Below are 13,857 nucleotides of genomic sequence, written 5' to 3' on the forward strand. Positions count from 1 at the left end.
ATGCTTGTATCAAATCACAATACAACTGAGCAGACAGATTCTGCGCCATCGCCAGCTAGCAAACCTAGCTGGCGTTTTGGTGATTTGTCAGCGGCTGAATTAATGCCACAGCTAAGACGCCATTTACTTAACCAAGATGATGCAGCAAATTGGCAATTGGCTTGGTTAAATAACGATGGACGACCAGTAATTGGCTTGCTGCCTAAAGTCAGCTGGTCGGTTTATCCAACTGATCAAAAACCTTCTAAAGATTCAGTCAATACTTATAGAGTGGTTAAAAACTGCCGTGATAACTGCTTTACTCATAGCGAAAATACCATGACAGCCTATATGAGTTATCTAGAATGGCAAAATGAGCTTATTGCTTACAGCAAAGCTTATGATACCGATAATAATAGCTCAAATAACGTAAACCCGAAAAGCACAAAACCCTGTTATCATCATGGTCTGATTGGTTTTATTGGTTATGATATTGCGGCCTATGAGCTAAGCCCTGCCGATAGAATTGAATTGGCAATACAGCCGTGTGCTTCATTAGGGCATTATGATATTTATCTAACACCTACGGCACATGCTGATACAGGTTGGACGTTAAAGAATCATCTAACTAACGACGATGCTTCTGAGAATACCGATCATGAGACAAACGATATTCTTATAAATACTCTTACCTCTTACCTAGGTGAACTGGATCAAAAACTGTCTGATAAACATCTCAATCAACCACAGTTTAAAGATGTATCAAACATCACTCCCCTAGTTTTAAGTCCGCGATGGAGTAAGCTTAATTATCAACAAGCATTTAATCGTACACAAGACTATCTAGAACAAGGTGACTGCTATCAGATAAACCTGACACAGAAATGGTCTGGCAGTTTAGCGTATAAAAATAACGATGTTCAATCAGCCTTTTCGCTTATTGACTATTTGCCTGCGCTATATCGCAATACAAAAGTGCCTTTTGCAGGATATATGAGCGTTGATAGCAATGATGGTGATTACCTAAATAGAAGCAGCAGCTTTAACACAGATAGCAATCATTTTGAATTGTTAAGCTGCTCACCTGAGTTATTTTTTACATTCACTAGAGAAGTTGATACTGGCAAACACTCTATTCGCACCAAGCCTATCAAGGGAACCATGCCGCGAGGTACGTCTAACGAGCAAGATGAGCGCTATAAACAGCAATTGGTCAATAGCGAAAAAGACCGTGCCGAAAATGTCATGATTGTCGATTTACTGCGTAATGATTTGGGCAAATACGCCAAAATTGGCACTGTGAAAGTACCACAGTTATTTGCAATTGAGAGCTTTAGTAACGTGCATCATATGGTGAGTACCATTACTGCTGAGCTAAAAGCTGATACTCATCCGTTGGCTGTATTGTTTGGTAGTCTGCCTGCTGGCTCTATTACTGGCACACCGAAAAAACGCGCTGTTGAGATCATCGCTGAGTTGGAGTCTACGCCACGCGGTGCCTACTGTGGCACTATGGGTTATATGAACTTTGATGGTAGTGGTCAATGGAATGTGCTCATTCGTACTTTGCAAGCCAACGCTTTGTCGAATGATGACTGTAATAAAGAAAGACACGTTAACCTGTGGGCAGGTGGCGGTATTACGGTCGCATCCGATTGTGATGCTGAATACCAAGAATGCTTAGATAAAGTAGGTAATCTACTGGCGGTGTTGGCGAAAAAAGTATAAATGACTGAAATACTATTTTGCGCTGGTCTCTAAAGAAAAAAAGCCTGCTTAACATTGCGTTAGCAGGCTTTGTTAGTACTTATCGATAGCATCTACTACACAAGCAGGTAAACCATTAATCAGCCGTCATGCTAGTCTCTGTATGCAGCTCTTTTAGCGCATTAATCAAACGCTCATGCTGATCTGAGGTACCAACAGTAATACGCAAATACTCGTTAATGCGCGGCTTATCAAAATGGCGAACGATAATCCCTTGATCACGCAAGGTACTCGCCACAGTACTTGCATTACCATCTTTTGGACGCGCAAAGATAAAGTTGGCATGCGAGGGCAATACTTTATAGCCTAGCGCCGCCAACTCTGATGTCAATGACGTACGCAAATCGATGACCTGTTGGCGCGTTTGCTCAAAGTAATCAGTGTCTAACACACTCGCAGTCGCCCCAGCTTGAGCCAACTTATCCAATGGATAGCTGTTAAAGCTATTTTTCATACGTGTTAGTGCTTCAATCAACGATGCATTACCAAAAGCCATACCAACGCGCAATCCAGCAAGCGAGCGTGATTTTGAAAAGGTTTGGGTCACGATGACGTTATCACATTCATTGATTAGGCTAACTGCTGAGACTGGAGCATCTGCATTGCTCTCGTCTATCTGAGCAAAATCGATATACGCTTCATCAATAACAATGACCGCATTAGAATGCTCACTTGCAAGTTTACGAATATCAGCAAGTGATAATAGCAAACCTGTTGGCGCATTCGGATTGGCAATGATGATACCGCTACAAGGCTGACGATAAGCATCAGGGTCAATGCTAAAGTCTTCTTCTAGAGGAATCTGTACAAGCTCTACACCAAACGTCTGCGCATATACAGGATAGAAGCTATAACCAATATCAGGTGATAAAAGCGGACGCTCTTTTAGGAAAAAACTGGCAAATATAAGCGCCAAGACTTCATCTGAGCCATTACCAACAAACACTTGGCTGACATCAAGGTCATATGCTTGTGCCAGTGCAGCACGTAGGTCGTTGGATTCAGGTGCCGGATATAAACGCAGCTCTTGCGCTTGCTGAGTGAGTATCTTAGCGATTGCCTCCCCTACTTTTGGTGAGGGCGGAAACGGGTTTTCATTGGTGTTCAGTTTGCATAAATTGTCGTGCTGTGGCTGCTCACCCGGCACATAAGGTGACAAGTTGCGTGCTTTAGATGACCAAAGTCTGGTATCTATCTTTGACTCACTCATAAATTATCCTACTATTAGCCACAAAGACTATTAAAAATAAATATCAAAAGTAAAAGCTAAAAATTCAAAATCAATTACTGATAACGATAACGAGCTGAACGCGCATGGGCTTCTAAGTCCTCACGTTGCGCTAAAATATCAGCTGTCTCAGCCAAAGGCTTACTACCGGATTCACTGCAATAAATGATGGATGATTTCTTTTGAAAATCATAAACACCTAACGGCGAAGAAAAGCGAGCAGTGCCTGATGTTGGCAGTACATGATTTGGTCCTGCACAGTAATCTCCAATAGCTTCAGGCGTATGACGACCCATAAAGATAGCGCCCGCGTGACGAATATCGTTTAACAGTGCGTCAGGGTTATCAACAGATAACTCTAAATGCTCAGGGGCGATACGATTGATAAGTGCCATACCTTCGCTACGATCTTTTACCAAAATCAGTGCACCGCGGTTCTGCAATGAGTCACGCGCGATGTCCGCTTTTGGCAGCTCAGCCAGCGCTTTTTCTATCTCAAGTGCTACTTCGTTGAGCTGTTCTTCACTAGTCGTCACAAAGATAGCTTGTGCAATACGATCATGCTCAGCTTGAGACAATAGATCCATCGCTAGCCAGTCCGCTCTATCTTGTGCTTCGCCTTCTGCATATACCAATACTTCTGAAGGTCCAGCAATCATATCAATACCAACTTGACCAAATACCGCTCGTTTGGCTGCGGCGACATATTTATTGCCTGGTCCTGTAATTTTGTCCACGGCTGGAATCGTTTCAGTACCGTAAGCTAAAGCTGCTACTGCTTGAGCGCCACCAATAGTGAAGACGCGATCGACTTGGGCCAAATGGGCCGCTGCCAATACTAACGGATTGAGCACGCCTTTAGGCGCTGGTACGACCATGATAACTTCAGTGACGCCAGCTACCTTAGCAGGAATGGCGTTCATCAATACTGAAGAAGGATAAGAAGCTAAACCACCAGGCACATAAATCCCAACGCGATCAAGTGGCGTGACTTTTTGACCCAATCGGTTGCCTAGCTCGTCTTCATACTGCCATGTTTCTTGTACTTGGCGCTCATGGAATTTCTGTACCCGAGTTGCGGCTGTGGTCAACGCTGTCTTTACTTTTTCATCAAGATTGGCAAACGCTTCAGCAAGCGCTTCTTTAGACAACTCTAACTCTTGCATCGACGTTGCTGGATGCTGGTCAAACTGTTGGGTCAATGCCAACACGACGTTATCACCATCAGCACGTACTTGGGCGATGATATCATCGACGGTATGTAGTAGTTCAGCATCATTGACTGTTTCAAAGGCAAGCAACTGTGTCAATTGACTATCAAAATCGGCATCTTGGGTACTTAACTGGCGCATGACCTAATCCTATATCTGAGCATAAAGTAGTGCTAAAAATGAACGGTTTGGAACTGAGTAAAGTAGATTTGCATGTTAAAAATATTGCGACTTATTCGATGTCTTCTTATTTGAATTTTACGATGTTTTTATGTTTTCTCAAGCTAAGACAACAAAACCAGTTTAGCACGCTACGTCACTCATAGCCTGCTAAACTGGTTTAAAAATTTGTATAACCATGCTTTATATTACCAATGACTTGCACTGGGTAATTAGCCATTGGCGATACTATTTTTAAAGCTATCTAAGATTGGTTCTAGTAGTGCAAATTTGCGCTTATAACTCACTTGATTGACAATCAAACGTGAGGAAACATCGCAAATGTGATCACGGGCTTCAAGTCCATTGGCACGCAATGTATTGCCTGTGTCGACCACATCGACGATCAAATCGCCCAAGCCGACCAATGGCGCAAGCTCCATCGAACCGTAAAGCTTGATGACATCAACCTGCTGACCTTGGCTCGCAAAATAAGCACGAGCGACATTGACATATTTGGTCGCGATACGCAGACGACGATTTGGCAGTGGTGCATCTTTCACACCCGCAGTCATCAGTTTACACTGAGCAATCTGCAAATCGAGCAATTCATAAACATGATTGGCACCGTGCTCAAGCAGCACATCTTTACCCGCCACCCCAAAGTCAGCAGCGCCATGTTCGACATAGGTTGGCACGTCGCTGGCACGCAAAATCAATACACGCACATTTGGATTTGAGGTTGGAAAAATAAGTTTACGTGACGCTTCAGGATCTTCTAAAAGATCAACGCCAGCTGCACGTAGCAGTGGCATGGTCTCTTCTAGAATGCGGCCTTTTGATAAAGCCAAGGTTAGACCTGAAAACTCATCGTTTACTTCGTTTAATAAACCGCTGGCTGGTAAAGATTTGCTTGTCTCAGTCATAGTGACATCGTGTCCATGTGCAGTCCCCTATTAAAAGGGGAGTTTCTAATTTATATCGTAATATGGGTAACAGTCGATATTGAGTCAATCAATATTAAGCGTTGGTATTAATACGTTCGATGTTCACGCCTAAGCTACGCAGCTTGTCTTCAACATGCTCATAACCACGGTCAATGTGGTAAATACGGTCAATCAGGCTCTCGCCTTCAGCAGTCGCCGCTGCCATTACCAATGACATAGACGCACGTAAATCCGTCGCCATGACTGGTGCTGCAGTAAAGTTTTCGACACCTCGTACTACGGCAGTGTGACCATCAACCTGAATAGACGCGCCCAAACGATTGAGCTCTGGTACATGCATATAACGGTTTTCGAAAATATTTTCAATAAAAGTACTTGTACCGTCAGCTAAGCAAGCAATCGCCATGAGCTGAGCTTGCATATCCGTTGGAAAACCAGGATGTGGCTGTGTACGAATATCAACCGCCTTTGGACGACCTTTCATTTGTGCGCGAATCCAGTCATCACCGCTCGTGATAGTTGCACCCATGTCTTCGAACTTCTCTAGCACTGGCGTCAATAATAGAGAAGATGTTTTTTTGGTCAATACATCGCCACGTGTCATCAAGGCACCAGCAAGGTATGAGCCTGTCTCAATACGGTCAGGGACAACTGAGTACTCACAGCCGTGTAGACGCTCTACCCCTTCGATGGTCATCGTTGACGTACCGATACCGCTTATTTTGGCACCCATTGCAACCAACATATTAGCCAAATCAACCACTTCTGGCTCTAACGCACAGTTGCCTAAGACAGTTGTGCCTTTAGCCAATGCTGCTGCCATGATGACGTTCTCAGTACCGCCGACGGTAATCATATCAAATGAGAAATTACAGCCTAATAGCTTACCACCTTTTGGTGCTTGAGCTTTTACATAGCCATTCTCTACACTGATCTCAGCACCCATCGCTTCAAAAGCTTTTAGATGCTGATCGACAGGGCGTGAACCAATCGCACAACCACCTGGTAGTGAAACTTCAGCTTCGCCAAAACGTGCCAATAATGGCCCTAGTACCAAGATTGACGCGCGCATGGTTTTTACCAAATCATACGGAGCGTAAAAGTTATCGATACTCTTGGTATCGCAAGTGACCGTATCATCTTGCTTTTGGATTTTGATACCCATGCCACCGATCAATTCAATCAACGTTCGCACGTCTTGTAGTGACGGCACGTTATGCAGTGTCGTTGGAGTCTCAGCCAATATCATAGCTGCGAGTAACGGCAAAGCGGCATTTTTGGCGCCTGAGATGGTGACTTCCCCTGCGATACGACTACTACCAGTGATTAAAAATTGATCCATAAAGGTGACAACCTAGCGATGAGTATAGAAAATTATGAAAACCAGAATTACGACTTTCAACCATGCATATGGCCGATTCAGTAATATCTAGTCATATAGACAGCTATTTGATTAGCCTTTTGATTGAACGTCCCACTCAGCAGGCGTCAGCGCTTGGATATTGAGTGCGTGAATATCGCCACTCGCAATCTTATCATTAACTAACGCATATACTGCTTGCTGACGTTGAACCGCGCGTTTGCCTTCAAAGCTGGCATCGACCACGCGTACGTCAAACTTATTACCTTGGTTGGCAGCTTGAATAAAAGCGTCTGGGAAGTGAGTCTGTAAAAATGCGATCAAATCGTCAGCGTTCATGCTCATAGAATGGTCTGCCTTAAAGTTTATAATAGGGTATAGATTTAAAGTGATGACATTATAACAAGAGTTTGCATATCTTACAGTACTGTCTTGCTCAAGTGTGTTTAAGCATTAAGACAGTGCTATCAATTAAACGGTCAAAAGTCGTCGATATACATAGTAAGTCGATATACATAGTAATAAGCTATTTGAGCTTTTTATCCAAGTATGTCAACACTTGCGCACGCACATCATTTACCCAGCGTAGCGGCGGTGCCATCGCACCAATACTGGTTGCGTGACTGGCCCCTTCGATTTCACCCGTTTCAACGGTTACGCCTGCTTTTTTAAACGCTTCTGTCATTTTGATTGTATTGGTCACATGTACAATTTTGTCTTTTTCAGCGGTTAATAACAAATATGGCGGCTGTGCACCTTTAATCTGACGATCTGGCATCACCTCATCAGGTGTGGCATTGGGGCCAAACGCTGTTGCACTACTGAACTTACGGAAATCATAGCTATAAGGACCCGCAATCCCAATAACGGCTGCAATATCTGTTGGCTTAATACCATAAGGCGCCAAAAAGTCTTCGTTGGCAACGGCTGCAACAGCATTGAACGCGCCAGCAGAATGCCCCATTACCGCTAGGCGTGACGGATCTGCATGGAGACTGGTCGCATTTTCAATACTCCAAGCAATTGCCTGAGCTGCATCTTTGACATAATCAGGATAGACGTGCTCAGGCGCTTTACGGTAATTAATCACTGCGGTGACATACCCTGCTTTGGCTAAGCTCTGACCGACAAATGCGTATTGTTCTTTATTGCCGCTCTCCCATGAACCACCATGGACAAATACCACCATAGGATAGCTAGTATTAATAGCACTTTGAGATTTCATTGCTTGTGCTAGCGGTTTTGGATAATAGATATCTAGGTCTTGTGAAGGCTGATCACCATATAAGATGTCCTTACTCACCCCAACGCCGCCACTAGAAGTAATCCCATTGACGATAGCCAACGGCGATAGTGCCTGTGCGTTTTGCGTGGCTAACGCGATACTGCCCAATGCCAATATTGCCGCACCGCCAAATCTCAACGTTCGCGTTTTCTTATGAGCAGGTTTATTGTGTATGCCTATATTACCAATGACGCTTTTTTCTTCATTTGGTTGTATATTTGCCTGTGAATCCTTCATGACCAGTATCCTATTATATTTATTTATCAATCAGTAGTAACAGACTCACAGCGATAATGGTTCATCCATTAGCCAATGGTGTGTTTGATATTAGTATCGTTGGCTAATGCGCTGACTCTGCTACGTTTTACTATTGATATAGTACTCACTAGCTGAAGATTTCTCGTGCCTTTACTGTTATCACTATTTAGGCTTATTGTGATTAACGTCCTTTATTGCATGGCGAACTAAGGATGCTTACTGGTTCTGATAAAGATCAATATAAGGGCTTGAAGACGGCTGAGTAGTAGTAGCCTCTTCTTCTGTTATGGCAATAGGCGTTGCCGTGCCGATAGTAGTATCTTGGGCAGCTGGCGCTACTGCAGGATTGGCCAAATTATTCTCATACATGATGTCATCATTATTTATTTTCACCCCTCTATCGTCAACGACAGTTGTCAGCAATACCAACTCAGTGACTCCAACAGTACCATTGGCGATATCAATCAAATGACTCTGCTGAGTAGGTGTCATACGGCCCATAATATAGACCACACCATTATTGGTAACGGCTTTAATTTGTGACGCACTCACACCATCGCTGGCGGCTATTTTCGCCAGTAGCTTTGAAGTGATATAACCATCATGAACCGTTGAGCTATACCCTTTTGACGCACTCACTTCCATCTCATTGTAGACACGGCGTACATCTGGCATAGAGCTAACGACTTTTTCTACTTCTGCTTTGAGCGTTTCAGTTGGCACTTCACCTGTGAGCAGTACTTCGCTATTGAAGCTATCGATACCCATACGACTGGTTTGCTGCAAGTCTTCTTTTAGCCCGTATACATTGATTTTGGCAGTATGTTCAATACTACGATCGAGCAGACGCTGCGGAATCGTGCGCTCAGTCATTGGCACACCGTAAGTCCCTTCTGTACTGTTGGTCAGATAGTTGGTGGCACAACCTGTACTGACAACGCAGGCAGCAATCATAATGCCAGTCGTAATACGGCGTGATGAACCAAAAATAGCAGTGCGCAAATGCATCCGTGTCATTATTTACCTCTTAAAACATGGTTGTGACAATTTTATAAATTGAACAAATCTTAATCTAGGCCGTGTCTTTATTTTAAAGAAAACATGCTCTAGTAGTGATGAGCTAAACTTAGCTGTAAGCTAATACTGTATCTGATTTATAGAAAATTGACTATAACCGCTACTTTACTTAATTTTGGCCATCAGCGGTTAGCTTTTTAGTAACGAACCTTACTTGTCAGATGTGGTTAGATGCTTCATTTGGCAGCATCTATCTTACTTATTCTATTACCATGCACTGGCTATAAAAGCATTTTGAATCCATTCTGGTTGATGGTCTAACTGCTCACTTCTTGAATTTGACTTACTCATTGTGTTGTAAGCAATGACATCAAACCGGCAATCATAATGAGCATACTCAGGATGCTGCTGTAAAAAGGACTGCGCTGTCTTAATAACTTTGCGCTGTTTGCTTGCTGTCACGCTGAGTGCCGCATCGCCATAATTCGAAGACTTGCGCTGGCGAACTTCAATAAATACTAGTGTTGACCATGCTAAACCTGTCTCAATCATGACCAGATCCAACTCACCTACTTTTGGCTGTTGCCAATTTTGTGCGACCAACCTTAACCCTTGCGCTTGTAAATACTCACACGCCTGCTGCTCAAACAGGCTGCCTTGACGCTGTTTTGGTGAGGTTAAGATTAAGGGATTATGATTAGGCATAAGGTTAATTGGTCTGATTAACATTTGAGAATTATCATAGCACAACATGCTAAACTAGCCACTTCTGCGCATTCTACTCTCAAAATCTATCGATTGCCTCATTCGTTATTTGAGTGAAAAACCATAGATAGCGACTGTACATACTAGCGCACTATTATTTTTTAACGTCTTTTTAACGACCCGAGGTTTTCATGTCTACCCCTACTGCGATGCCAGCTTGTCTCTACATCGTTGCCACGCCGATTGGCAATATGTCCGACATGACTTCGCACGCAATTGATATCTTAAAGCAGGTCGCCATTATTGCCTGCGAAGACACCCGCACCTCAGGTAAACTACTGTCACATTTTGGCATCGATACCAAAGGCAGCAAAGGTGACGAGACAAAAGACTCAGAGACTCGTCCTGTCAAAAGTAGTATCGAAAATGATGACACAACCGCCAAGCAAAAAGGTCACAATAAGCTATGGGCCTACCACGAACATAATAGCGCCATTCAAACGCCCAAAATTATCGAAATGATTAAGCAAGGTCATTCGGTTGCCTTGATTAGTGATGCAGGTACACCTCTAGTCAGCGATCCAGGTTATCAACTGGTGCAAGCCGCGCATGAAGCTGGCGTGACCGTATCACCTATCGTTGGGGCTTCTGCTGCAATTGGTGCATTGTCAGTAGCAGGATTGCCTTCTGATCGATTTAGTTTTATTGGGTTTTTGCCCGCCAAAACCCATGGTCGTCAAAAACAGCTGAGCGATCTAATCGCACGTACTGAAACTTTAATCTTTTATGAAGCGCCGCATCGTATCGTAGCTAGTCTAGAAGACATGGCAACGATATTTGGTGCAGACCGCGCAGTGACTTTTTGCCGTGAATTAACTAAAACCTTTGAAACGGTACATAAAAGCACCCTTGGCGAGTTGGTCGAGTTTGTCAAAGCAGACGACAATCAGCAACGCGGTGAGATCGTCGTGGTCGTCGCTGGCGTCGGTGTCGCAAAGGATACTGACGACATCAGTACCCATGATAAATTGCTACAGCGTTTGCTAGAGGATCTATCGGTCAAAAAAGCAGCCGCGCTGGCCTCTGATATCACTGGTGTAAAAAAGAATGCACTTTATCAGCGTTTACTAGAGTTACAAGCTGACTAGTTTTTAACTATAAGAAAGATAACTGTTTATAAATTAATTGAAGAGAGGTAAGCAATGTACGATGTAATGGCGATAGGTAATGCGTTGGTTGATCACGAGTATGTGCTGTCAGATGCTGCGCTAGAAGAGACCGAGCTGACCAAAGGTAATATGACACTAGCAGAGTTTGAGGAGCAGCAGCAACTACTTGCTTACTTTAAGTTGGCTGAGATTGAGCCATCAAAACAAGCCGGCGGTGGCTCAGCAGCCAATACGATGTTTACCTTCGCTAGCCTCGGCGGTAAGCCGTTTTATGCTTGCCGCGTCGGTGATGACGATCAAGGGGCGTTTTACCTCAGAGACTTGCACGAAGCAGGCGTCGCAACCTCAGACAAATCTATCCATGAAGGCGGCGTGACCGGCTCCTGCGTGGTGGCTGTCACCGAAGATGGCGAGCGTACCATGCAGACCTATCTTGGCACCTCAAGCGAAATCGCAGCTGACAATGTTGATTTTGATGCGTTGACGCAAGCAGACTGGCTATATTTAGAAGGCTATTTGGCCATGTCTGAAAGCATCCAACCAGCAATGACGCAACTGCGCCAACAAGCTGGTATTCATAATGCAAAAATCGCCGTGAGTTTTGCGGATCCTGCTGTAGTGAAGTTTGCCAAAGACGGCCTACTTAATATGCTCGGCAATAAAGTGGCGGTGATATTTTGTAATAGTGAAGAAGCCAAGCTTTTTACGGATAAAAAACAAGTCAAAGCAGCGGCGCGTGCCCTGCTTGAATACTGCCAAACAGCAGTTGTCACTGATGGTGCCAACGGTGCGGTAATCGCTCACCAGCCTACTGACGAAGCAGAAATTGAAGTCCATGACGTTGCAACACCAGCAGTGGCCAACGTCATCGATACCAACGGTGCAGGCGATAACTACGCTGGTGCTTTCTTATATGCACTATCGCAGCAGTATAGTCTGCCAGAATGCGGTCGTCTTGCCAGCGAAATATCAGCACAAGTTATTCAGCAGTTTGGACCGCGTCTTGCCTCGCAGGATTATCGAGATATCGCGCAGCGTGTACTGTCTGCTTAATTGTTAAACACATCTGTTGGACGCAAAACAAAAAGCCCATATCAAATCGATATGGGCTTTTTTTATATCATTCAGACTTGTTCAAACAGTTTGCTCAATTTAATAAGCGCTTGTTGTTAAGCAGTGGCTAGTGCTTGGGCGAGATCGGCTTTGATGTCTTCAATATGTTCGATACCAATCGAGAGTCGCACCATATCTGTACTCACGCCTGCATTTGCTAGCTCTTGCTCATTTAACTGACGATGCGTGGTCGTCGCTGGATGACAGGCTAGTGATTTGGCATCACCGATATTGACTAGACGTGTAATCAGTTGCAGCGCATCGATAAAGCGCGCTCCTGCTTCCAGACCGCCTTTCACCCCAAAGGTCAAAATAGCAGAAGGCGTGCCTTTCATATATTTTTTGGCAAGCTCGTGCTCAGGATGGTCAGACAGACCTGCATATTTCACCCAAGCAACTTTATCATGGTCACGCAGATATTCTGCCACGGCTTGTGCATTTTGCACGTGACGCTCCATACGTAGACTTAGCGTCTCCATACCTTGCAAGATACCGAAAGCATTGAGCGGGCTGAGGGCTGCGCCAGTATTACGTAATGGCGCAACGCGGGCACGGGCAATAAAGGCTGGCGCGCCTACGTCTTTGACGAAGTTGACTCCATGATAGCTATGATCTGGCGTATTCAACAGCGGGAAACGCTCAGGATAATCGCCCCAAGTAAACTTACCGCTATCAACAATCGCACCACCGATTGACGTCCCCGTACCACTCATGTACTTGGTCAATGAGTGAATCACAATATCTGCACCAAACTCAAATGGACGACATATCGCAGGCGTCGCCACCGTATTATCAATCACGACAGGTACGCCGTATTCATGAGCGACATCACTGAGCGCTTGAATATCGACAATATTACCTAGCGGGTTACCGATACTCTCGGCAAACACCATTTTGGTCTTATCATCGATTAGATCACGAATGGCTTCAGGGTCTTTATGATCAAAGAAGCGCACTTCGATACCTTGACGCGGCAATGCATGGGCAAATAAATTGTAAGTACCGCCATATAGCGTTGATACAGCGACGATATTGTCGCCTGCTTCGCAAATAGTCTGAATCGCATAAGTAATGGCAGCCATACCAGAAGCTACGGCAAGCGCACCGATACCGCCTTCTAACGCAGCCACACGCTCTTCTAGCACCGCGTTGGTCGGATTCATGATACGAGTATAGATGTTGCCTGCAACTTTTAAATCAAACAGATCTGCACCATGCTGAGTATTATCAAACGCATATGAACTGGTATGATAAATAGGCACAGCGACTGCTTTGGTCGTTGGCTCTACACTATAGCCGGCATGAATCGCTAAGGTCTCAAGACGTTGAGGGGTTTCTAATTGTTGAGCTGTTTGCTGGTCTGCTGATCCATCACTCATAGTACATTCCTTTATTTTGATAAAAGATGATTTATTGACGACGTATCGCTCAAAAGTCATCTTAAAAAACTGTCTGCTAAATCATAGCAATAAAAAAAGCTGAGTTCATCATAACTCAGCTTCTTTATTAAAAGAATAGCAAAATACTCATCTCTTCATGACAAATATTCATAAGCAGCAAACCAAACAGGCATATCTATACTAACCCCAGTTCGGGATAAGCCACATTGTAACTCATTGATACTATTTACAATATGGCTACCTGTCCCTGCTGAGGCAT

At 44.2% G+C, this 13,857-nt stretch carries 12 protein-coding genes; 3 read left to right on the forward strand and 9 right to left on the reverse strand.

Annotation, left to right across the window (positions count from 1 at the left end):
• Positions 1-1,707, forward strand: a complete 1,707-nt coding sequence (locus QO187_RS08840) for an anthranilate synthase component I family protein (RefSeq protein WP_102093983.1) — start codon at positions 1-3, stop codon at positions 1,705-1,707.
• A gap of 115 nt (positions 1,708-1,822) precedes the next feature.
• On the opposite strand, the gene hisC is transcribed toward QO187_RS08840, so the two are convergent.
• The 8 genes from hisC to QO187_RS08880 form a co-directional block, all read right to left on the reverse strand.
• Positions 1,823-2,956 (reverse strand): histidinol-phosphate transaminase, encoded by a 1,134-nt coding sequence (gene hisC, locus QO187_RS08845; protein WP_102093981.1) that lies wholly within the window; start codon positions 2,954-2,956, stop codon positions 1,823-1,825.
• A gap of 74 nt (positions 2,957-3,030) precedes the next feature.
• Positions 3,031-4,326: a histidinol dehydrogenase gene (hisD, locus tag QO187_RS08850; protein WP_371548061.1), complete on the reverse strand. Its 1,296-nt coding sequence runs from the start codon at positions 4,324-4,326 to the stop codon at positions 3,031-3,033.
• Between the two features lie 251 nt (positions 4,327-4,577).
• On the reverse strand, positions 4,578-5,270 hold the full coding sequence (gene hisG / locus QO187_RS08855) for an ATP phosphoribosyltransferase (RefSeq protein ID WP_057761746.1): 693 nt from the start codon (positions 5,268-5,270) through the stop codon (positions 4,578-4,580).
• Positions 5,271-5,364: 94 nt separating this feature from the next.
• Positions 5,365-6,633 (reverse strand): UDP-N-acetylglucosamine 1-carboxyvinyltransferase, encoded by a 1,269-nt coding sequence (gene murA, locus QO187_RS08860; RefSeq protein ID WP_201579859.1) that lies wholly within the window; start codon positions 6,631-6,633, stop codon positions 5,365-5,367.
• A 111-nt stretch (positions 6,634-6,744) separates the two neighbouring features.
• Positions 6,745-6,996, reverse strand: a complete 252-nt coding sequence (locus QO187_RS08865) for a BolA family protein (RefSeq protein ID WP_102091608.1) — start codon at positions 6,994-6,996, stop codon at positions 6,745-6,747.
• Between the two features lie 181 nt (positions 6,997-7,177).
• Positions 7,178-8,173, reverse strand: coding sequence for an alpha/beta hydrolase (locus QO187_RS08870; protein ID WP_371548063.1), 996 nt, complete (start codon positions 8,171-8,173; stop codon positions 7,178-7,180).
• A gap of 237 nt (positions 8,174-8,410) precedes the next feature.
• Positions 8,411-9,211, reverse strand: coding sequence for a BON domain-containing protein (locus tag QO187_RS08875; RefSeq protein WP_371548065.1), 801 nt, complete (start codon positions 9,209-9,211; stop codon positions 8,411-8,413).
• A gap of 267 nt (positions 9,212-9,478) precedes the next feature.
• Positions 9,479-9,964: a YraN family protein gene (locus QO187_RS08880; RefSeq protein ID WP_371548067.1), complete on the reverse strand. Its 486-nt coding sequence runs from the start codon at positions 9,962-9,964 to the stop codon at positions 9,479-9,481.
• A gap of 143 nt (positions 9,965-10,107) precedes the next feature.
• Here QO187_RS08880 and rsmI point away from each other — a divergent pair, with 143 nt between their 5' ends.
• On the forward strand, positions 10,108-11,064 hold the full coding sequence (gene rsmI / locus QO187_RS08885) for a 16S rRNA (cytidine(1402)-2'-O)-methyltransferase (RefSeq protein ID WP_371548069.1): 957 nt from the start codon (positions 10,108-10,110) through the stop codon (positions 11,062-11,064).
• 54 nt (positions 11,065-11,118) lie between these two features.
• Positions 11,119-12,138: an adenosine kinase gene (locus tag QO187_RS08890; protein ID WP_102093969.1), complete on the forward strand. Its 1,020-nt coding sequence runs from the start codon at positions 11,119-11,121 to the stop codon at positions 12,136-12,138.
• 116 nt (positions 12,139-12,254) lie between these two features.
• On the opposite strand, the gene QO187_RS08895 is transcribed toward QO187_RS08890, so the two are convergent.
• Complete coding sequence (locus QO187_RS08895) at positions 12,255-13,577, reverse strand: O-acetylhomoserine aminocarboxypropyltransferase/cysteine synthase family protein (protein ID WP_371548071.1); 1,323 nt, start codon at positions 13,575-13,577, stop codon at positions 12,255-12,257.
• Positions 13,578-13,857 lie beyond the last annotated feature (280 nt).

Source organism: Psychrobacter sp. Arc9 (assembly GCF_041431295.1).
In the GTDB taxonomy this organism is placed as follows: domain Bacteria; phylum Pseudomonadota; class Gammaproteobacteria; order Pseudomonadales; family Moraxellaceae; genus Psychrobacter.

Excerpts from the sequence above, each read along its gene's own strand:
- hisD (WP_371548061.1), bottom strand. The coding sequence starts at position 4,326 with ATGCGCCAGTTAAGTACCCAAGATGCCGATTTTGATAGTCAATTGACA.
- QO187_RS08870 (WP_371548063.1), bottom strand. The coding sequence starts at position 8,173 with ATGAAGGATTCACAGGCAAATATACAACCAAATGAAGAAAAAAGCGTC.
- QO187_RS08865 (WP_102091608.1), bottom strand. The coding sequence starts at position 6,996 with ATGAGCATGAACGCTGACGATTTGATCGCATTTTTACAGACTCACTTC.
- QO187_RS08880 (WP_371548067.1), bottom strand. The coding sequence starts at position 9,964 with ATGTTGTGCTATGATAATTCTCAAATGTTAATCAGACCAATTAACCTT.
- QO187_RS08875 (WP_371548065.1), bottom strand. The coding sequence starts at position 9,211 with ATGACACGGATGCATTTGCGCACTGCTATTTTTGGTTCATCACGCCGT.
- hisC (WP_102093981.1), bottom strand. The coding sequence starts at position 2,956 with ATGAGTGAGTCAAAGATAGATACCAGACTTTGGTCATCTAAAGCACGC.
- rsmI (WP_371548069.1), top strand. The coding sequence starts at position 10,108 with ATGTCTACCCCTACTGCGATGCCAGCTTGTCTCTACATCGTTGCCACG.
- hisG (WP_057761746.1), bottom strand. The coding sequence starts at position 5,270 with ATGACTGAGACAAGCAAATCTTTACCAGCCAGCGGTTTATTAAACGAA.
- murA (WP_201579859.1), bottom strand. The coding sequence starts at position 6,633 with ATGGATCAATTTTTAATCACTGGTAGTAGTCGTATCGCAGGGGAAGTC.
- QO187_RS08895 (WP_371548071.1), bottom strand. The coding sequence starts at position 13,577 with ATGAGTGATGGATCAGCAGACCAGCAAACAGCTCAACAATTAGAAACC.
- QO187_RS08840 (WP_102093983.1), top strand. The coding sequence starts at position 1 with ATGCTTGTATCAAATCACAATACAACTGAGCAGACAGATTCTGCGCCA.
- QO187_RS08890 (WP_102093969.1), top strand. The coding sequence starts at position 11,119 with ATGTACGATGTAATGGCGATAGGTAATGCGTTGGTTGATCACGAGTAT.